Annotated in this window: 18 protein-coding genes; 6 read left to right on the top strand and 12 right to left on the bottom strand. The window is 62.4% G+C overall.

What is annotated here, in order from left to right; all coding sequences use genetic code 11:
- The first annotated feature begins 109 nt into the window (after positions 1-109).
- The gene (gene ydeE, locus ACOI7Z_RS03375) at positions 110-1,306 is read left to right on the top strand and encodes an efflux MFS transporter YdeE (protein ID WP_137916273.1); all 1,197 of its coding nucleotides are present in this window, start codon (positions 110-112) and stop codon (positions 1,304-1,306) included.
- Positions 1,307-1,435: 129 nt separating this feature from the next.
- Positions 1,436-1,918, top strand: a complete 483-nt coding sequence (locus ACOI7Z_RS03370) for a helix-turn-helix domain-containing protein (RefSeq protein ID WP_023289618.1) — start codon at positions 1,436-1,438, stop codon at positions 1,916-1,918.
- 33 nt (positions 1,919-1,951) lie between these two features.
- On the opposite strand, the gene urtE is transcribed toward ACOI7Z_RS03370, so the two are convergent.
- The 7 genes from urtE to ACOI7Z_RS03335 all read right to left on the bottom strand — a co-directional run bounded on the left by urtE (position 1,952) and on the right by ACOI7Z_RS03335 (position 9,258).
- On the bottom strand, positions 1,952-2,650 hold the full coding sequence (gene urtE / locus ACOI7Z_RS03365; RefSeq protein ID WP_032452769.1) for an urea ABC transporter ATP-binding subunit UrtE: 699 nt from the start codon (positions 2,648-2,650) through the stop codon (positions 1,952-1,954).
- Between the two features lie 9 nt (positions 2,651-2,659).
- Positions 2,660-3,457 (bottom strand): urea ABC transporter ATP-binding protein UrtD, encoded by a 798-nt coding sequence (gene urtD / locus ACOI7Z_RS03360; RefSeq protein ID WP_023289616.1) that lies wholly within the window; start codon positions 3,455-3,457, stop codon positions 2,660-2,662.
- On the bottom strand, positions 3,457-4,530 hold the full coding sequence (gene urtC / locus ACOI7Z_RS03355; protein WP_044522890.1) for an urea ABC transporter permease subunit UrtC: 1,074 nt from the start codon (positions 4,528-4,530) through the stop codon (positions 3,457-3,459). The genes urtD and urtC overlap by 1 nt, the downstream gene beginning before the upstream one ends.
- Positions 4,530-6,104 carry an urea ABC transporter permease subunit UrtB gene (gene urtB, locus ACOI7Z_RS03350; RefSeq protein ID WP_065882352.1) on the bottom strand — a complete coding sequence of 525 codons (1,575 nt, stop codon included), beginning with the start codon at positions 6,102-6,104 and terminating at the stop codon, positions 4,530-4,532. Before urtB ends, urtC begins: the two co-directional genes overlap by 1 nt.
- Positions 6,105-6,165: 61 nt before the next feature.
- Entirely contained in the window at positions 6,166-7,437 is a 1,272-nt protein-coding gene (gene urtA, locus ACOI7Z_RS03345; RefSeq protein ID WP_004205981.1) for an urea ABC transporter substrate-binding protein, read from the bottom strand.
- Between the two features lie 170 nt (positions 7,438-7,607).
- A complete protein-coding gene (locus ACOI7Z_RS03340; RefSeq protein WP_004205982.1) occupies positions 7,608-8,711 on the bottom strand; it encodes a cobalamin-independent methionine synthase II family protein in 1,104 nt (367 codons plus the stop codon).
- Positions 8,712-8,859: 148 nt separating this feature from the next.
- Complete coding sequence (locus ACOI7Z_RS03335; protein WP_017900351.1) at positions 8,860-9,258, bottom strand: rhodanese-like domain-containing protein; 399 nt, start codon at positions 9,256-9,258, stop codon at positions 8,860-8,862.
- A gap of 67 nt (positions 9,259-9,325) precedes the next feature.
- On the opposite strand from ACOI7Z_RS03335, the gene ftrA reads away from it, so the two are divergent.
- Together ftrA and ACOI7Z_RS03325 are read left to right on the top strand one after the other, a co-directional pair.
- Positions 9,326-10,423, top strand: a complete 1,098-nt coding sequence (gene ftrA / locus ACOI7Z_RS03330; RefSeq protein ID WP_087849105.1) for a transcriptional regulator FtrA — start codon at positions 9,326-9,328, stop codon at positions 10,421-10,423.
- Positions 10,392-10,607, top strand: coding sequence for a DUF4177 domain-containing protein (locus ACOI7Z_RS03325; protein WP_004205985.1), 216 nt, complete (start codon positions 10,392-10,394; stop codon positions 10,605-10,607). The genes ftrA and ACOI7Z_RS03325 overlap by 32 nt, the downstream gene beginning before the upstream one ends.
- A gap of 54 nt (positions 10,608-10,661) precedes the next feature.
- Here the strand turns inward: ACOI7Z_RS03325 and ACOI7Z_RS03320 are convergent, their stop codons facing one another.
- Complete coding sequence (locus ACOI7Z_RS03320; protein WP_023289611.1) at positions 10,662-11,102, bottom strand: GNAT family N-acetyltransferase; 441 nt, start codon at positions 11,100-11,102, stop codon at positions 10,662-10,664.
- A gap of 264 nt (positions 11,103-11,366) precedes the next feature.
- Positions 11,367-12,431, bottom strand: a complete 1,065-nt coding sequence (locus ACOI7Z_RS03315) for a LacI family DNA-binding transcriptional regulator (protein ID WP_086076324.1) — start codon at positions 12,429-12,431, stop codon at positions 11,367-11,369.
- 195 nt (positions 12,432-12,626) lie between these two features.
- On the opposite strand from ACOI7Z_RS03315, the gene ACOI7Z_RS03310 reads away from it, so the two are divergent.
- Both ACOI7Z_RS03310 and ACOI7Z_RS03305 read left to right on the top strand, forming a co-directional pair.
- Entirely contained in the window at positions 12,627-15,734 is a 3,108-nt protein-coding gene (locus tag ACOI7Z_RS03310) for a beta-galactosidase (RefSeq protein WP_264947411.1), read from the top strand.
- Positions 15,735-15,788: 54 nt separating this feature from the next.
- Positions 15,789-17,054 carry an MFS transporter gene (locus tag ACOI7Z_RS03305; protein ID WP_023289608.1) on the top strand — a complete coding sequence of 422 codons (1,266 nt, stop codon included), beginning with the start codon at positions 15,789-15,791 and terminating at the stop codon, positions 17,052-17,054.
- A gap of 29 nt (positions 17,055-17,083) precedes the next feature.
- Here the strand turns inward: ACOI7Z_RS03305 and ACOI7Z_RS03300 are convergent, their stop codons facing one another.
- From ACOI7Z_RS03300 to ACOI7Z_RS03290, 3 genes are all read right to left on the bottom strand, one after another.
- The gene (locus ACOI7Z_RS03300) at positions 17,084-18,172 is read right to left on the bottom strand and encodes an AAA family ATPase (RefSeq protein ID WP_137916276.1); all 1,089 of its coding nucleotides are present in this window, start codon (positions 18,170-18,172) and stop codon (positions 17,084-17,086) included.
- Positions 18,173-18,256: 84 nt separating this feature from the next.
- Positions 18,257-18,517: a hypothetical protein gene (locus ACOI7Z_RS03295; RefSeq protein WP_004205993.1), complete on the bottom strand. Its 261-nt coding sequence runs from the start codon at positions 18,515-18,517 to the stop codon at positions 18,257-18,259.
- Positions 18,501-18,632, bottom strand: coding sequence for a hypothetical protein (locus tag ACOI7Z_RS03290; protein ID WP_258959434.1), 132 nt, complete (start codon positions 18,630-18,632; stop codon positions 18,501-18,503). The genes ACOI7Z_RS03295 and ACOI7Z_RS03290 overlap by 17 nt, the downstream gene beginning before the upstream one ends.
- Positions 18,633-18,660: the final 28 nt, after the last annotated feature.

The following is an 18,660-nucleotide window of genomic DNA, read 5'->3' as shown; positions in this document are numbered from 1 at the left end:
CAGGTTCAGAAGTGCCGATCGCGACCGGGGCGACCTGTACAAGGCGTGATGACCGTGTTATTTGTGATCGAAGACATAAAATTATAACATCATGACAGGCAAGGAAATCATGATCACCACACTCCGGCGCTCCACCATCGCGCTGCTGGCATCGTCGTTACTGTTGACTATCGGCCGCGGGGCCACACTGCCGTTTATGACCATCTACCTCACCCGACGCTATCAGCTGGAGGTGGATGTGATTGGCTACGCCCTGTCGCTGGCCCTGGTGGTCGGCGTGCTGTTCAGCATGGGCTTTGGCATCCTCGCGGACAAGTTCGACAAAAAGCGCTATATGGTGTGGTCAGTGCTGGTATTTATCCTCGGTTTCAGCGCGATACCGCTGGTCAATAACGCGACCCTGGTGGTGATCTTCTTTGCGCTGATCAACTGCGCCTATTCGGTCTTTTCCACCGTGCTGAAAGCCTGGTTCGCCGACCGGCTGACGGCGGAGAAAAAAGCGCGCATCTTCTCGCTGAACTACACCATCCTCAACATCGGTTGGACCGTCGGGCCGCCTATCGGCACGCTGCTGGTGATGCACAGCATTAATCTGCCCTTCTGGCTGGCGGCGGCCTGCGCCGCCTTCCCGCTGGTGTTTATTCAGCTGTTTCTCCAGCGGGATGGGGCCGCCGCCGCCCAGCCGGGAGCTGCCGCCTGGACGCCTTCGGTGCTGCTGCGAGACCGCGCGCTGCTGTGGTTTACCTGTTCCGGGCTGCTGGCCTCCTTCGTCGGCGGCGCCTTCGCCTCCTGTATCTCGCAGTACGTGCTGGTGGTCGCCAGCAGCGACTTCGCCGAGAAAGTCGTGGCCGTGGTGCTGCCGGTTAACGCCGCGGTGGTCGTCGCCCTGCAGTACGCCGTTGGCCGGCGGCTGAGCGCGAGAAATATCCGCCCGCTGATGACCTTCGGTACCGTCTGCTTTGTGATCGGCCTCGTGGGCTTTATGTTCTCCGGCGCCAGCCTGTGGGCGTGGGGGATCTCGGCGGCGATCTTCACCCTTGGCGAGGTGATTTATGCCCCCGGCGAGTATATGCTGATTGACCATATCGCCCCGCCGGGAATGAAGGCCAGCTACTTCTCCGCTCAGTCGCTGGGATGGCTGGGCGCGGCCTTCAACCCGATGTTCACCGGGTTGATCCTCACCCATCTGCCGCACTGGTCGCTGTTTGTCATTCTTATCGTGGCTATTGTCGCCGCCTGGCTGATGATTTTCCGGGGGATGAATGCCCGTCCCTGGCAGCCGGATTCTCCGCTGGCCAGGGCCTGACGCCAGCTGACATGCGGCTGTCAGGTTACTGTCGGGCCGTTGTCGGGTCGCTGTCGTGGTGGCTGGCGGCCCGCTTTTCCATACTCCATCACAGGTTTACATCCGCAGAACGTCATGGAGCATATGAATATGAACAGCATCAATCAGGTCAAACAATTACGGCTGCAGCGCGCCTGGTCCCAGGAACAGCTGGCCGAAATGGCGGGGCTCAGCGTCCGCACGATCCAGCGCATTGAGAATGGCGAACGCCCGGGGCTGGAAACCCTCAGCGCCCTCGCCGCGGTCTTTGAGGTGACGGTGGCCGAGATCGGCGGCGAAGCCTCGCGGGAGGGCGCGCCGGGTCCGCAAGCTTCGCTGGATCTGCGTATTGAGGAAGCGAAAGCGCGGGTGCAGCAGGAAAGCCGCTTTTTTCGTTCGCTGTCGGTGGCGCTGGTGGTCTGCGTGCTGCTGGCGGTGCTCAACCGGTACACGAACCCGCAGTACTACTGGTCCGGCTGGGTCGCTCTGATCTGGGGCGCTCTGCTGGTGGTGAGAGGATTACGTCTGTTCGTCTTTGGCGAATGGATCAAAAACTGGCGCCAGGCGCGCCTGCAGCGGCTGCTGCGTAAATAGCATGGAAACCGGCGGCGCGCGCCGCCGGCCCGATCAGATAGTCACCAGGGCGCGCACGCCGTCGGTTTCCATATCTCCGCCCTTTCCCTGCTGGACGATGGCGCCGCGCGACATCACCAGGTAGTGGTCCGCCAGCCCGGCGGCAAAGTCATAGAATTGCTCCACCAGCAGAATGGCCATATCCCCGCGGCTCGCCAGCTGACGGATCACCTCGCCAATCTCTTTGATGACCGAGGGCTGGATCCCCTCGGTGGGCTCATCGAGGATCAGCAGCTGCGGACGGCTGGCCAGCGCGCGGCCGATCGCCAGCTGCTGCTGCTGACCGCCGGATAAGTCACCGCCCCGCCGCTGCCTCATGGTCTTGAGCACCGGGAAAAGCTGGTAAATCTCCTCCGGCACCTGCTGCGCCTCGCGGGCGGGAAAGCGCGACAGCCCCATCAGCAGGTTTTCTTCCACCGTCAGGCGGGGAAAAATCTCGCGTCCCTGGGGGACGTAGGCCACCCCGGCCTGCACCCGCTGGTGCGGTTTACGGTGGGTGATGTTCTGATCCTGCCAGCGCACCTCGCCGCTGCGCGCCGGAATAAGCCCCATCAGACATTTCAGCAGGGTGGTCTTACCGACGCCGTTGCGCCCCAGCAGGCAGGTGACCTCGCCCTGACGGGCGGTAAAATCCACCCCGCGCAAGATGTGGCTCCCGCCGTAGTACTGATGTAACTGACTCACCTGTAACATTGGCGCTCCTTAACGTCCCAGATAAACTTCAATGACCTGCTCATTGGCCTGCACCTCCCGCAGCGACCCCTCCGCCAGCACCTGACCCTGATGCAGGACCGTCACCCGGTCGGCGATGGTCTCGACAAACCCCATGTCGTGCTCCACCACCATCAGGGAGTGCTGTCCGGCCAGCGTGCGAAACAGCTCCGCGGTATATTCGGTTTCCGCATCGGTCATGCCGGCCGCTGGCTCATCAAGCAGCAGCAGATGCGGCTCCTGCACCAGCAGCATGCCGATCTCAAGAAACTGTTTCTGGCCATGGGACAGCAGACCCGCCTGGCGGTAGCGTTCGCCGTCGAGGCGCAGCAGGCGCAGCACCTCATTCAGCCGATCGTCCTGTTCGCTGCTCAGCCGGGCGCGCAGGCTGGCCCACACCGATTTATCGCCCTTCATCGCCAGGGCGAGATTTTCCGCCACCGTCAGCGCTTCGAAGACCGTCGGCTTTTGAAACTTGCGCCCGATACCCTGGCGGGCGATGGCCACCGGGTCGAGAGTGGTCAGATCAACCGACTGGTCATAGATCGCTTTGCCGCTCTGCGGCCGGGTTTTGCCGGTGATCACGTCCATCAGGGTGGTCTTGCCCGCGCCGTTGGGGCCGATCACGCAGCGCAACTCGCCGACGCCTATCGCCAGCGACAGATCCGTCAGCGCCCGGAAACCGTCAAAGCTGACGTTAATGTTCTCCAGCTGCAGTACCGGGTCGGTTTGCGCACGGAAGCGATCTCCGGGCAGCTGGCGGGTAAACAGTCCTTCATCCGGTTGCATTAGCGGTCTCCTCGACGCAGCAGACCCATCACCCCGCGGGGTAAAAACAGGGTCACGATGATGAACATGAGGCCAAGAAACAGCTGCCAGTACTCCGGCATCGCCACGGTGAAAATGCTTTTCGCGCCATTGACCAGCCCGGCGCCAAGCACCGGGCCGATCAGGGTGCCGCGCCCGCCGAGCGCCACCCAGATGGCGGCCTCGATGGAGTTGGTCGGCGACATTTCGCTGGGGTTGATGATCCCCACCTGCGGGACGTATAACGCCCCCGCCAGGCCGCAGAGCACCGCCGACAGCGTCCACACCAGCAGCTTGAAGCCGCGCGGGTCATACCCGCAGAACATCAGGCGGTTCTCGGCATCCCGCACCGCGGTGAGGATGCGGCCAAACTTACTCTGCGCCAGCGCCGAGCCCAGCCACAGGGTCAGCAACAGCAGCAGGACCGTGGCCATAAACAGCGCCGCCCGGGTGCCGGTGGCGGTGACCGGAAAGCCCAGCAGCGTGGTAAATCCGGTGAAGCCGTTGTTACCGCCAAACCCGGTCTCGTTGCGAAAGAACAGCAGCATACCGGCATAGGTCAAGGCCTGGGTCATGATCGAGAAATAGACCCCTTTGATCTTCGAGCGGAAGGCGAACCAGCCGAAAACCAGCGCCAGCAGGCCGGGAACCAGCACCACCAGCGCCATCGCCCAGGCGAAATGCTGCGTGCCCCACCAGAACCAGGGCAGCTCGTTCCAGGAGAGAAAAGACATGAACGCTGGCAGACCGTCCCCCGCCGCCTGGCGCATCAGGTACATGCCCATGGCGTACCCGCCGAGGGCAAAGAAAATCCCGTGGCCAAGGGATAGCATACCCGCGTAGCCCCAGACCAGATCCAGCGCCACCGCCACGATGGCGTAGCAGAGGATTTTACCGCTCAGGGTCAGCAGCCAGCTCGGCACCGCCAGCGGATGGGAGGCCGGCAGCAGCGCCAGGAATGGCATGCTCAGCAGCCCCAGCACCAGCAGGATCCCCAGCCAGCGCAGAGGCCGCGGCGCGCGCTGCGCCAGCGTTAAGGTAATGGGTTGGCTCATCAGTCAATAACCCTCCCTTTCAGCGCGAACAGACCCTGCGGGCGTTTCTGAATAAACAGAATAATCATCACCAGGATCAGGATCTTGCCCAGCACCGCGCCCATTTGGGGTTCGAGAATTTTGTTGAAAATGCCCAGCCCAAAGGCTGCCGCCACGCTGCCGGCCAGCTGACCGACGCCGCCCAGGACCACCACCAGGAACGAGTCGATGATATAGCCCTGACCCAGCTCCGGGCCGACGTTGCCAAGCTGCGACAGCGCCACGCCGCCCAGCCCGGCAATACCGGAGCCGAGACCAAAGGCCAGCATATCCACCCGCCCGGTAGGCACGCCGCAGCAGGCGGCCATCGCCCGGTTCTGCGTCACGGCGCGGACGTTCATTCCGAGGCGGGTGCGGTTCAGGATGAGCCAGGTGAAGCACAGCACCAGCAGGACGAACGCCAGCACCGCCAGCCGGTTCCACGGCAGGATCAGGTTCGGCAGGACCTGCACGCCGCCGGAGAGCCAGGCGGGGTTCGCCACCTCCACGTTCTGCGCGCCGAACAGCATCCGCACCAGCTGAATAAGCATCAGGCTGATCCCCCAGGTGGCGAGTAGCGTCTCCAGCGGCCGACCATACAGATGACGAATAATGGTGCGCTCGAGCGCCATGCCGATCCCGGCGGTGACCAGGAAGGCCACTGGCAGCGCGACCAGCGGATAAAAGGCCAGCCACTGCGGCGCGAGCTGCGCCAGGACCTGCTGTACCAGCCAGCAGCTGTAGGCGCCGATCATCAGCATCTCGCCATGGGCCATGTTAATCACCCCCAGCAGGCCGTAGGTGATCGCCAGCCCCAGCGCGGCCAGCAGCAGCACCGAGCCCAGCGACAGCCCCATAAAGGCCTGGCCCAGCAGATCGCCGAGCAGCAGACGATGTTTGATCTTTTGCAGGCTGTCGCTGGCCGCCTCGCGCACCGCCGCATCCGGCTCATGCTGGGCATCGGTAAAGGGGATCAGCAGCGCCTGGGTTTCCGGGTCCGCGGAATGGCCGAGCAGCGTCACGGCGGACAGCCGCGCGCTGGCCTCAGGCTGAGTCAACTGCAGGCGCGCCAGCGCCACCTCCAGCAGGCCCCGCACATTATCATCGCTCTCCGCCTTCAGCCGCTGCTGCAGCAGAGCGGCCATGGCCGGGGTCGCTTCCCGCTGTAGGGTGCGCGCCGCGGACGCTCGATCTGTGACGTTGTCACTTAAAATAAGATGGCTGGCCAGCGCGCCGGCAGCCAGATTGCGCAGGCGGTTGGTCAGACGGACCGGCCGGGTGTCGCCCTGCGGCGCGGCGGCGGCGCCCAGCGGTTGTAAGCCGCCCTGTCGGACGCGGAAGGCATGTTTTCCGTCGTCCATTACCAGGCTTTCGCTGGTTAACGCCCGCAGCAACGGCAGGCGATCCGCCTGCGGCGCTGCCGCCCACTGGGTCAACAGCTGCGCCTGCTGGCTGCGGCTGGCGGCGACGAAATCATCCGCCTCCGCGGCCTGCGCCCGCCATGGCAGCAAGCTCAGCAGCAGCGCCAACACACTCATGAGACGCAATGCGTTCATGTCGTTCTCCTCTGGTCAGCGGCCGACGGGATCGACGCTCCCGCCCCGTCGGCCCTGGCGCTTACTGGCTGACGGTTTTCACCGGATGGTCAGGTTTCTTATCATTACCGGGGATCCACGGGCTCCACGGCTGCGCGCGGACGGGCTCATCGGTCTGCCAGACCACATTGAACTGGCCGTTGCCTTCGATTTCACCGATCATCACCGGCTTGTGCAGATGGTGGTTGGTGGCATCCATCGTCAGGGTAAAACCGGACGGCGCTTTAAAGGTTTGCCCGGCCATGGCGTCGCGCACTTTGTCCACGTCGGTGGTGCCGGCTTTGGTCACCGCCTGCGCCCACATATGCAGACCCACCCAGGTCGCCTCCATCGGGTCGTTGGTCACCACCGTATCGGCATTCGGCAGCTTGTGCGCTTTGGCGTAAGCGCGATAGTCGGCGACAAAGGCTTTATTGGTCGGGTTATCGACCGACTCAAAGTAATTCCATGCCGCGAGGTTGCCGACCAGCGGTTTGGTATCGATGCCGCGCAGCTCCTCTTCCCCCACCGAGAAGGCCACCACCGGCACGTCGGTCGCTTTCAGACCCTGGTTAGCCAGCTCTTTGTAGAAAGGCACGTTGGAATCGCCGTTGATGGTGGAGACCACCGCCGTTTTGCCGCCGGCGGAGAATTTTTTGATATTGGCGACGATGGTCTGGTAATCGCTATAGCCGAACGGGGTGTAGACTTCTTCGATATCTTTGTCCTGGATCCCTTTGGCATGCAGGAAGGCGCGAAGGATCTTGTTGGTGGTGCGCGGATAGACGTAGTCGGTTCCCAGCAGGAAGAAGCGTTTGGCGCCGCCGCCGTCCTCGCTCAGCAGGTATTCCACCGCCGGGATGGCCTGCTGGTTAGGCGCCGCGCCGGTATAGAAGACGTTGGGGGACATCTCTTCCCCTTCGTACTGTACCGGGTAGAACAGCAGGCCGTTCAGCTCCTCAAACACCGGTAGCACCGATTTACGCGAGACCGAGGTCCAGCAGCCGAACACCACCGCCACCTTGTCCTGGGCCAGCAGCTGGCGCGCCTTCTCGGCGAACAGCGGCCAGTTGGAGGCCGGGTCGACCACTACCGGCTCCAGCTTCTTGCCCAGCACCCCGCCTTTGGCGTTGATGTCGTCGATGGCCATCAGGGCGACGTCCTTCAGCGGCGTTTCGGAAATCGCCATCGTCCCGGAGAGCGAATGCATAATCCCGACTTTAATGGTGTCGGCGGCATAGGCCTGGAATGAGAGACCCATAGCCATTACAGAGGCGGAGAGTGCAAAAGCTTTTAATAACGTTCTTCGTTGCATGATTCACTCCTGAGTAGCGCAAAAATAAAGAATTAACAGCTAACCAGAGGTGATAAGGCAAAAACGGTGCCAGGTTGTGAGAACAGCGGGATGCGGCGCTGGCGGAGAGCGGAGAGGAAGGAGATGGCAGCGTTGCCTCATCACGGTGCAACGCTGCGCTAAGAAAGGCATTACCAGACGTCGGCGGCGATGGCGGTCACCAGACGAACTTTTTGCCACTGCTGGTCTTCGCTGAGGGCGTTACCCTCTTCCGTGGAGGCGAAACCGCACTGCGGACTCAGGCAGATCTGCTCAAGCGGAACATACTGCGCCGCCTCGGCGAGACGCGCTTTGACCCCCTGCGGGTTCTCCAGCTCGCCGTTTTTGGTGGTGATCAACCCGAGGACCACCTGCTGATGGCCGGGACGAATAAAGCGCAGCGGCGCGAAATCCCCGGAGCGGTCGTTGTCATATTCGAGGAAGAAGGCATCGACATTGACGCCGCCAAACAGCACCTCGGCCACCGGCTCGTAACCGCCCTCCGAGATCCAGGTTGAGCGGAAATTACCCCGGCAGACGTGGAGGCCCACCGTCAGATCGGCCGGTTTGCCCTCCAGCGCCTGGTTCAGCACCCGGGCATAAATGCGCGCCAGCGCATCCGGATCGTCGCCGCGCTCGCGCACCTGCTGACGCTGGGCATCGGAGCACAGATAGGCCCAGACGGTATCGTCCAGCTGCAGATAGCGACAGCCGGCGTCATAAAAGGCGCGGATCGCGTCGCGCCAGGTGGTGGCCAGGTCGTCGAAGTAGTCGCTGAGATCCGGGTAAACGGTGGCATCAATATCTTTCCGACCGCCGCGGAAGTGCAGCACGCTCGGGCTGGGAATGGTCATCTTCGGCTGCGCGTCGCCGCTGATGCTTTTCAGATAGCGGAAATCCTCCAGCATCGGATGGTCGCCGAACGCCAGCTTGCCGGTAACGCGCACGCCGTGGGCTTTGGTCTGCACGCCGTTGAACTGGATCCCCTGCTCGGCATCGTAACGCTCAACGCCCTGCAGGCCGTCGAAGAAATCGAAATGCCACCATGCGCGACGAAACTCGCCGTCGGTGACCACGTGCAGGCCGCAGTCGCACTGCTGCTGGACCAGATGACGGATCGCGTTATTCTCAATTTCGCGCAGCTGACCGGCGTCGATAAGCCCCTCCGCCAGCTGCTGACGCGCCTGTTTGATACTGTCCGGACGCAAAAAACTGCCGACGATGTCTGCGCGGAACGGGGCCTGTTGACGTTGCATGCTGTCTCCTTAGCGGTGGGCGCGTTAGTTGCCCACCGTGATAGTTCATTATTTGAATTTTTAGACATCTGGATGGCTATATGTCCAGATACTGGCATGCAGATCGACGGGCCGCAAACGAGAATATTTCATGGTACATGAAAAATATTCACTTACCGGCGACAAACGCATAACCCTCATCTTCCCAGCCGGTGATCCCGCCGAGCATCATTTTCACCGGCCGCCCCAGTTCGGCCAGCTTCAGCGCGGCAACGTCGGCACCGTTGCAGTGCGGCCCGGCGCAATAGACCACAAACAGGGTTTCCGCCGGCCAGGCCGCCATTCTCTCGGCGCTGATCTGGCTGTGCGGAAGATGCAGCGCGCCGGGCAGGTGACGCCTGGCGAAGGCCTCCTCGCTGCCGACCACGTGCAGCAGGACAAAGTCGACCTCGCCGGCACGCTGGGCGCTGTGCACATCGGCGCAGTCGGTCTCGAGATGCAGCTTATGGCGAAACCAGCGGATAGCCTCGGCGGAGGTGGCGGGGGTAAATTGGGTTACTACACTCATGGCGTCTTCTCCTTGTCTGTGATAACACTACTTTACTGACGCCCATTACCCTTATCTGCCGGCAACCATGACAGAAAACGCTAACATCCTGACAACCCCTTCGGTGACACTGTCACCTCACCGCGTGGTGGCCCTCGCCTACGATGGCCTGTGCACGTTTGAGTTTGGCGTGGCCGTGGAGATCTTCGGCCTGCCGCGCCCGGAAATGGGCGAGCGCTGGTACCAGTTCGCCGTCGCCGCCGTCGATGAAGGGCCTTTGAGAGCCACCGGCGGGGTCCGCCTGATGACCGACGGCGGCCCTGAGCTTCTCGCCCAGGCGCAGACCATCGTGGTCCCGGGCTGGCGCGGCATCGACGCCCCGGTCCCCGAAGCGCTGTGCGCCGCCCTGGCCGCCGCTCACGCCCGCGGATGCCGAATAATCTCCATCTGTTCCGGAGTGTTCGTTCTCGCCGCCGCCGGGCTGCTCAATGGCCGCCAGGCGACAACCCACTGGCGCTACACCGCGGCGCTGCAGTCCCGTTTTCCACAGATCCAGGTGGTGGAGGATGTCCTTTACGTGGGCGATGATTTGCTGATGACGTCCGCCGGCAGCGCGGCGGGGATCGACCTCTGTCTGCATCTGGTGCGCGAGGATTTCGGCAGCGAGGCAGCGAATGTGGTCGCTCGCCGCCTGGTGGTCTCTCCCCATCGCGATGGCGGTCAGGCGCAGCAGGTCCTGCGTCCGGTGGCCCGCAGCCGGGAGAGTCTGCGCCTTGGCCAGCTGTTTGATTATCTGCACCAGCATCTCGCCGCCAGCCACACCGTCGCCTCCCTCGCGCAGCGCGCCGGCATGGGAACGCGCACCTTTTTGCGCCGCTTTGAAGAGGCCACTGGCAAAACCCCCGCCCGCTGGCTGCTGGAGGAGCGTCTGCTGCGCGCCCGTCAGCACCTGACGGAGAGCACGATGGGCATCGACCAGATCGCTGAGCGCTGCGGATTTGCCAGCGCTGGCACCCTGCGCCACCATTTTCGCCTGCGCTTCGCGCTAAGCCCGCTGCAGTACCGTAAACAGTTTGCTGCTTCTCCGATTGCAAAATCCTCGCAGCCACGGACAATAGACGGCCACAGTAAACCGGTCGCCAGGATGGTCGATGATGAAGAAAGAGTGTCGGGTAGTGATCTATAAAGAGGGCCTGCTGGGCAGCCTGTTTTTTGGCGAAGCCAAAGCCGACCCTGACAAAATGAGCCAGTTTCTCAGCAGCTATACCCGCGAGGGCTGGGAGGTAAAAACCATGTCGGTGGAGCGCCGCCGTACCGCCCTGTTCTGGTCGCGGGAAGCATATCTGTTTGTGCTTGAAAGGCCCCTCTGACGGAGCCTGCGCCTGGTTTGCACGCTTAAGCCAGGCGTTGCCCGGCATCCGCGCTCAGGGCTGGCGGATATAGCCCTGCTCGTGCATTTTGCGCATGCCCTCCTCGCCAGCGCAGACCATCCCGGTGGTCAGCATGGCAAAACCAAAACGCTGATAGAACGCGATTTTATCGGCCACCGCATAGATAAAAATTTTGCCAAAGGGCAGCAGCTGCTCCCGGACCGCCAGCATCAGCTGTTGTCCGTAACCCTGCCCCTGTCGGTCGGGGACGATCGCCACATCCGACAAGTAGCTGCTCCAGGTGCAGTCGCTGATGGCGCGCGCCACGGCAATCAGCTGACCGTTCTCATAGCCAAACCAGCAGAAGGTGCTCTGGCGAAACGCCTGCTCCAGCTGCTGAACATCACGTTCATTCAGCCCGGCCTCGGCGACGATGGTCCGCACCCGCCGCCAGTCTACCCGCGCAATCGCCTCTTTGCCCTCAATCACCATCATGACCTTGTCTCCCGCCGTGTTCGGCATCTATTCCGGAAGAAAGATGTAGCATGCCGCCGCCGGGGATGCCAGGCGAAAAAACCAACGGAACAACGCGGAAAACGGGGGTGAGGCAAAAAAAAACCGCCATGTGACTGGCGGTAAATCAATGCTTGCATGGATAGATTGTATTTTGCATTTTTCGCAGGCAGAGGATCCTGACCTCTCTACGTTTGATCCCGAGGTTAGCATGGTCAACCTCAATAAATCCTCAACGGCCTGCGGCTAAAGCTTCTCCACCAACGCTTTTAGCTGCGCCAGGGTCTGCTGCCGGTCCTCCGCGTCGGCGAGCGGCCACGCCGACTGGCGCACGATGAGCCGGGTCGGCAGCAGCTCGCGGATCCGCATCTGCGGGGCCGCCATCAGAGCAATCAGCCGCTCCACGGCCCGTTTGCCCAGCAGATCGAAGTCCTGCGCCACCGTGGTGAGCGGCGGCTGAAAGTAGAGACTGTCGGCGGTATCGTCATAGCCGGTCACCGACACCGCCTGGCTGCCGCTGCGATTGAGCTGGGCCAGCGCGCTGAGTACCCCGAGCGCCATCTGATCGTTGGCCACCACAATGGCGCTGATCCGCGGCTGGAGGTGCAGCAGTTCGAAGGTTTTCTGCCAGCCGCTGGCGGCGCTCCAGTCACCGAACACCGTGGTTGAACGGGCAATGTTCAGACTGTGCAGCGCCTCGCGCCAGCTGGCGAGACGCAGACGGGCTGAAACCGAACTTTCCGGCCCCGCCAGCAGGCCAAATTCGCGATGCCCGAGCTCCCAAAGATGGCGCACGCAGGCTCCGCAGCCGTCGCGATGGTCGAAGCGCACGCAGCAGACATCGGCCTCCGGGGAGACGTCAAGAAACAGGCAGGCCATATCCGGGTTCTCTTTAACCAGCCGCTCGGCGGTGGCGCTCTCCAGCGGCAGGCTGACGATCACCCCGCGAATATGCTGGGCGCGCAGTTCGTCCAGCCGGGCCTGCAGCGCGGCGAAGTCGGCCTGCGCTGGCATCGCTATCGCCACCTCCAGCTGGTGCAGACTGGCATGGCTCTTTACCGCGGCGGCGATCTGCGAGGGGGCATGCAGGGTCAGCGAGGCGGTAATCAGCCCAATGGAGGGCGCCGCTTTGCCGGCGAGCAGCTGCGCCGAGCGGTTAGGCACGTAGTGCAGCGTCTGCATCGCGCGGATCACCTGCTCGCGGGTGCGGGCTGACACCACTTCCGGACGGTTCAGAACCCGGGAGACCGTCTGTTGGGAGACGCCCGCCGCGCGGGCGACATCCTCCAGGGTTGCGGTACGACGCGGCATAGTTTCTCCTCATCGACAAAATGTCGTGCGCTAACATTTTATGTTTAACGCACGACAAAAAACAGCGTATTACCCCCGCTTTCGTGATCGTCTGTTAATTTCATTTCCGCCGTCGTTGCTGGAAAAAACAAATTACCCGATAACGTTCTTCATTCTGTTTAGCGATCGACATTTTCTGACTCACCGGGGATTACTATGCCAATAAGCGATACCAGTCGCCGCCACGCGCCTGACTTCCACGCCGTCCTCGCCCGCGAAGACTGGCAGAACCAGACCATTACCCATCTCAACCGTCTGCCGGCCCATCCCGCGTTCGCCAGCTGGCGCGATGAGCTTGCCGCCCGCGATAATCATCCTTCGCCCCGTCGTCGTCAGCTGGACGGCGAGTGGCAATTTGCTTACGCCCGCAGCCCGTTTGCCGTCGATGCGCAGTGGCTGACGCAGGACCTGCCGGGCAGCCGCGGCACGCCGGTGCCCTCCAACTGGCAGATGGAGGGCTATGACGCGCCGATCTACACTAACGTCCGCTACCCCATCGACACCACCCCGCCGCGGGTGCCAGAGGATAACCCAACCGGCTGTTACTCCCTGCACGTTGCGATCGATGACGCCTGGCGCGCGGACGGGCAGACGCAGATTATTTTCGACGGCGTTAACTCGGCCTTTCATCTCTGGTGCAACGGCGCCTGGGTCGGTTACTCCCAGGACAGCCGCCTGCCGGCGGCGTTCGATCTCAGCCCCTTTCTGCGTCCGGGCGACAACCGCCTGTGCGTGATGGTCATGCGCTGGAGCGCCGGCAGCTGGCTGGAAGACCAGGATATGTGGCGGATGAGCGGTATTTTCCGCTCGGTGTGGCTGCTGAATAAGCCGCACCAGCGGCTGAGCGACGTCCAGCTGACGCCGACCCTTGACGCCCTCTGCCGCGACGGCACTCTGCAGGTTCAGGCGACCGTCGAGGCGACAGAAGCGGCGCTTGCCGGGCTCAGCGTCGGGGTTAGCCTGTGGCGCGGCGAGCAGCCTGTCGTTGCCCACCGTCAGCCGTTAGGCACCCCGACGGTGGATGAACGCGGCCGCTACGCCGAACGGGTCGATTTCTCCCTGGCGGTGGCGGAGCCGGCGCACTGGAGCGCGGAAACCCCGGATTGCTACCGGGCGGTGGTCTCCCTGTGGCGCGGCGAGGCATTGCTGGAGGCCGAGGCGTGGGATATCGGTTTTCGCCGCATCGAGATCGCCGACGGCCTGCTGCGCCTTAACGGCAAACCGCTGCTGATCCGCGGCGTTAACCGCCATGAGCATCATCATTTGCGCGGTCAGGTGGTCACCGAGGCGGATATGGTGCAGGACATTCTGTTGATGAAGCAGAACAACTTTAACGCCGTCCGCTGCTCGCACTACCCCAACGCCCCGCGCTGGTATGAGCTGTGCAACCTCTACGGTCTGTACGTGGTCGATGAAGCCAATATTGAAACCCACGGCATGGTGCCGATGAATCGGCTGTCAGACGATCCGGCGTGGCTGCCAGCCTTCAGCGCCCGCGTCACCCGGATGGTACAGAGCAACCGCAACCATCCGTGCATTATCATCTGGTCGTTGGGCAACGAATCCGGCGGCGGCGGCAACCACGAAGCGCTGTACCACTGGCTGAAGCGTAACGACCCGACCCGTCCGGTGCAGTACGAGGGCGGCGGCGCGGATACCACCGCCACCGATATTATCTGTCCGATGTACGCCCGCGTCGAACGCGACCAGCCGATCCCGGCGGTACCGAAGTGGGGGATCAAAAAATGGATCAGCCTGCCCGGCGAGCAGCGGCCGCTGATCCTCTGCGAGTACGCCCACGCGATGGGCAACAGCCTCGGCAACTTCGCCGATTACTGGCAGGCCTTCCGCGAGTATCCACGGCTGCAGGGCGGGTTTATCTGGGACTGGGCCGACCAGGCGATCCGCAAAATCTTTGACGACGGCAGCGTCGGCTGGGCCTACGGCGGCGACTTTGGCGATAAGCCGAACGATCGCCAGTTCTGTATGAACGGCCTGGTGTTCCCCGATCGCACGCCGCATCCGTCGCTGGTCGAGGCGAAGCACGCCCAGCAGTATTTCCAGTTCGCCCTGCTGTCGACTTCGCCGCTGCGGGTGCGCATCGCCAGCGAATACCTGTTCCGCCAGACCGATAACGAAGCGCTGCGCTGGCAGGTGCAGGCGGCCGGTGAAACCTTGTACCACGGCAACCTGACGCTGGCGCTCCCGCCTGAGGGCAGCGACGAGATAACGCTGCTCGACAGTCTGATCCTGCCGCCAGGCGCCCGCGCCGTGTGGCTGACGCTGGAGGTGGTCCAGCCCCAGGCGACAGCCTGGTCCCCGGCGGATCATCGCGTCGCCTGGCAGCAATATCCCCTGCCGGCGCCGCTGGCGCTGCCTGCGCCCACGGTGCCAGCCGGCGCCCCGGATCTTATCGTCAGCGATGAGGCCTGGCAGATCCGCGCCGGCACGCAGTGCTGGACCGTCGATCGCCGGACCGGTTTGCTGAGTGGCTGGTCGGTTGGCGGTCAGGAGCAGCTGCTGACCCCCCTGCGGGATCAGTTTATCCGTGCGCCGCTCGACAACGACATCGGGGTCAGCGAAGTGGAGCGCATCGACCCCAACGCCTGGGTGGAGCGCTGGAAAAGCGCCGGCCTGTTCGACCTTGAGGCGCGCTGCGTGCAGTGCGACGCCCAGCGTCTGGCGAATGAGACCCTTGTCGACAGCCGCTGGCACTACCTGCGCGGCGACGAGGTGGTGATTGTCAGCCACTGGCGTCTGCGCTTTACCGCGGACGGAACGGTGCGGCTGGCGGTGGACGGCGAGCGCGCGGAAACGCTGCCGCCGCTGCCGCGGGTCGGGCTGCACTTCCAGGTGGCGGATCAGCAGGCGCCGGTGAGCTGGCTGGGGCTGGGGCCGCATGAGAACTACCCCGACCGGCGGAGCAGCGCCTGCTTCGCCCGCTGGGAGCAGCCGCTGGCGGCGATGACCACCCCCTACATCTTCCCGACGGAAAACGGCCTGCGCTGTGATACTCAGGCACTGGACTGGGGACGCTGGCACGTCAACGGTCATTTCCACTTCTCCGTTCAGCCGTGGAGCACCCGTCAGCTGATGGAGACCGACCACTGGCACAAGATGCAGGCCGAAGACGGCGTGTGGATCACCCTTGACGGCCTGCATATGGGGGTGGGAGGCGATGACTCCTGGACCCCAAGCGTGCTGCCGCAGTGGCTCCTGACCCAAACGCGCTGGCAGTACGAGGTCTCATTGCGTTGCCTTTAATCCGTGGGGGCGGCAGCCCCCACCCTACAAACAGAATAACAAGGGATCATGGTGATGAAATTCTCTGAACTGGCGCCGCGAGAACGGCATAATTTTGTCTATTTCCTGCTGTTCTTTTTCTTTTACTATTTCATTATGTCGGCCTATTTCCCGTTTTTCCCGGTGTGGCTGGCGGACGTTAACCATTTAACCAAAACGGAAACCGGGATCGTCTTCTCCTCCATCTCGTTGTTCGCGATTATTTTTCAGCCGGTATTTGGTTTAATGTCGGATAAGCTCGGCCTGCGCAAACATCTGCTGTGGACTATTACGGTGCTGTTAATTCTGTTCGCGCCGTTCTTTATTTTCGTTTTCTCCCCGCTGCTGCAGATGAATATTATCGCCGGTTCGCTGGTGGGCGGGATCTACCTGGGGATTGTTTTCTCCAGCGGCTCCGGGGCGGTGGAAGCCTATATCGAGCGCGTCAGCCGGGCAAACCGCTTTGAATATGGCAAAGTGCGGGTCGCTGGCTGCGTCGGCTGGGCGCTGTGCGCCTCGATAACCGGCGTGCTGTTCGGCATCGACCCCAATATTACCTTCTGGATCGCCTCCGGCTTTGCGCTGGTGCTGGGTCTTCTGCTCTGGCTGTCGCGTCCGGAAAGCAGCAACAGCGCCCAGGTTATCGAGGCGCTCGGGGCCAATCGCCAGGCCTTTTCGCTGCGTACGGCGGCAGAGCTGCTGCGTATGCCGCGCTTCTGGGGCTTTATCGTCTATGTGGTGGGGGTCGCCAGCGTCTACGACGTGTTTGACCAGCAATTTGCTAACTTTTTCAAAAGCTTCTTCGCCAGTCCGCAGCGCGGTACCGAAGTGTTTGGCTTCGTCACCACCGGTGGCGAGCTGCTCAATGCCGTGATCATGTTCTGCGCCCCGGCCATCGTTAACCGTATCGGGGCCAAAAACGCCCTGCTGACCGCGGGGATGATCATGTCGGTGCGTATTCTCGGGTCGTCTTTTGCCTCATCGGCGGTGGAGGTGGTGATCCTCAAGATGCTGCATATGTTTGAGATCCCCTTCCTGCTGGTCGGGACCTTTAAATATATCTCCTCCGCCTTTAACCCGCGGCTCTCAGCCACCCTGTTTCTGATCGGCTTTAACCTGTCGAAACAGCTCTCAGGGGTGGTACTTTCCGCCTGGGTGGGCCGGATGTACGACACCGTCGGCTTCCATCAGGCCTATCTGATCCTCGGCTGCATCACCCTGAGCTTTACCCTGCTCTCGTTCATCACCTTGCGCGGCGGCAAAAGCCTGCTGCCGGCAGCGGAGACGCAGACCCCCGCCTGACCGGGCGCGCCCGTCAGGGATGACGGGGTTCACTCCACAATGCGCGTCTCTCCGCCGCTATTCTCCAGCGCATAGCGCTGGCAGGCAGCCCCGGCGGCGATAAGATCCGCCAGCTCTGCCGAGTGGCTGGTCAGCCAGATCTGGCTGTAGCGGGAGGCCTCGACGATCAGCCTGGCCAGCGCCGGGAGCATGTCGCGATGCAGGCTGTTCTCCGGTTCATTGATCGCCAGAAAGGCCGGCGGGCGCGGGCTGAGCAGCGCGACGGCGAGGCAGAGAAAACGCAGCGTGCCGTCGGACATCTCCGCCGCCAGCAGCGGGCGGCGGATCCCCTCCCGGCGCATTTTCAGCGCGAAACGCGAGTGCTCGTTTTCACAGTAAAACTGGCAGCCGGGAAAGGCGTCGGCGAGGATCTCGTGCAAAATCTCCTCCGCGCCGATCTCGACAATGGTCTGAAAGGCGGCCGCCAGATTATGGCCGTCGCTGTCGAGCACCGGCGAACGGTAGCCGACGGTCGGCTGGCGCAGCGGTGAATGGCGGCCGATAGCGAATTCATGGTAAAACCGCCAGCGGCGCAGGGTCTCGCGCACCCGCGACACCTCAGGAAAACGGTGCGGCTCGCCAAGCTGACCGAACACCGACTCGTTTTCATAAATACTCTCGGTGAAGGTGCTTTTCTCCCCGGCGACATCGACGAGGAACGCCGCCTGATTCTTACGCTGCAGTACGCGGGAGGAAGGCCGACGGGAATAGCCCGCCAGCCAGATGTTCTCTTCTTTGACGATGGGATCGAGCATGAACTGCGTCGGATAGGGCAATTTTTCCGGGAAACCAACCTGCAGTTCATAATCAAAGCTCTCCGTCCGACAGGCGATTTGCAGCCGGCGGGGATGGCGATCGAGGGGAGAACGATCTCCGGACCACATCATATTTTCAAGGCCCCCCTCTTCGCTGATAAATCCCGACAGCCTGCCGTCGGCAGCCGCGGTCAACAGATGGATAGCGTTGTAAATATTGGATTTGCCGCAGCCGTTAGGGCCGAAGACAATGTTCAGCGGCCCCAGCTCCAGCGCGATATCCCTGACTGAGCGAAAGTTTTGAATACGGATGTACTGAATCATGATGCGTCCTGGCCCGGAGAGAGAAGGCTGCCACAGTAGCAAAGCCGCGGCAGGGATACTATCGCCCCCTCTCTCCGACCGGGTTTAACAGAACATTTTTTTCATTCCGCGGGTCAGCGCCACCCGCGTCAGCTTGTCGCTATCCTGATGGGCGTCACTGAAAACGCCAAAGAAATAGCGTTCATCGTCAATGGTTTGACTCACGATACGATAGCTGAGCGGCTGGCCGGACGGCGCACCGTATTGCGCAGGGGTCACTGAGACCTCGGTCGCATCGTCGGCGACGCTGACCAGCAGTCCATCCGCCTTACCGCCCACCAGCATGACCTTAATTATCGGGTGCACCAGTTCCTCCCGGGATGGCATAGATCATTGGCAAACCGCGCAGCGCGGCGGGCGTATCGTCAGCAATCAGCGGCGCCAGCCAGAGTGCGGTCTTAAGTACTTTCTTATAGTTCATTGCGGCCTTGAGTCAAAAAATAGCGTGC

The organism is Klebsiella sp. C283, assembly GCF_048822555.1.
In the GTDB taxonomy this organism is placed as follows: Bacteria; Pseudomonadota; Gammaproteobacteria; order Enterobacterales; family Enterobacteriaceae; genus Klebsiella; species Klebsiella quasipneumoniae.
This window is presented reverse-complemented; position numbering and strand designations above follow the sequence as displayed.

Coding starts and splice junctions, on each gene's coding strand:
- ydeE (WP_137916273.1), top strand. CDS start 110: ATGATCACCACACTCCGGCGCTCCACCATCGCGCTGCTGGCATCGTCG.
- ACOI7Z_RS03370 (WP_023289618.1), top strand. CDS start 1,436: ATGAACAGCATCAATCAGGTCAAACAATTACGGCTGCAGCGCGCCTGG.
- urtE (WP_032452769.1), bottom strand. CDS start 2,650: ATGTTACAGGTGAGTCAGTTACATCAGTACTACGGCGGGAGCCACATC.
- urtD (WP_023289616.1), bottom strand. CDS start 3,457: ATGCAACCGGATGAAGGACTGTTTACCCGCCAGCTGCCCGGAGATCGC.
- urtC (WP_044522890.1), bottom strand. CDS start 4,530: ATGAGCCAACCCATTACCTTAACGCTGGCGCAGCGCGCGCCGCGGCCT.
- urtB (WP_065882352.1), bottom strand. CDS start 6,104: ATGAACGCATTGCGTCTCATGAGTGTGTTGGCGCTGCTGCTGAGCTTG.
- urtA (WP_004205981.1), bottom strand. CDS start 7,437: ATGCAACGAAGAACGTTATTAAAAGCTTTTGCACTCTCCGCCTCTGTA.
- ACOI7Z_RS03340 (WP_004205982.1), bottom strand. CDS start 8,711: ATGCAACGTCAACAGGCCCCGTTCCGCGCAGACATCGTCGGCAGTTTT.
- ACOI7Z_RS03335 (WP_017900351.1), bottom strand. CDS start 9,258: ATGAGTGTAGTAACCCAATTTACCCCCGCCACCTCCGCCGAGGCTATC.
- ftrA (WP_087849105.1), top strand. CDS start 9,326: ATGACAGAAAACGCTAACATCCTGACAACCCCTTCGGTGACACTGTCA.
- ACOI7Z_RS03325 (WP_004205985.1), top strand. CDS start 10,392: ATGAAGAAAGAGTGTCGGGTAGTGATCTATAAAGAGGGCCTGCTGGGC.
- ACOI7Z_RS03320 (WP_023289611.1), bottom strand. CDS start 11,102: ATGATGGTGATTGAGGGCAAAGAGGCGATTGCGCGGGTAGACTGGCGG.
- ACOI7Z_RS03315 (WP_086076324.1), bottom strand. CDS start 12,431: ATGCCGCGTCGTACCGCAACCCTGGAGGATGTCGCCCGCGCGGCGGGC.
- ACOI7Z_RS03310 (WP_264947411.1), top strand. CDS start 12,627: ATGCCAATAAGCGATACCAGTCGCCGCCACGCGCCTGACTTCCACGCC.
- ACOI7Z_RS03305 (WP_023289608.1), top strand. CDS start 15,789: ATGAAATTCTCTGAACTGGCGCCGCGAGAACGGCATAATTTTGTCTAT.
- ACOI7Z_RS03300 (WP_137916276.1), bottom strand. CDS start 18,172: ATGATTCAGTACATCCGTATTCAAAACTTTCGCTCAGTCAGGGATATC.
- ACOI7Z_RS03290 (WP_258959434.1), bottom strand. CDS start 18,632: ATGAACTATAAGAAAGTACTTAAGACCGCACTCTGGCTGGCGCCGCTG.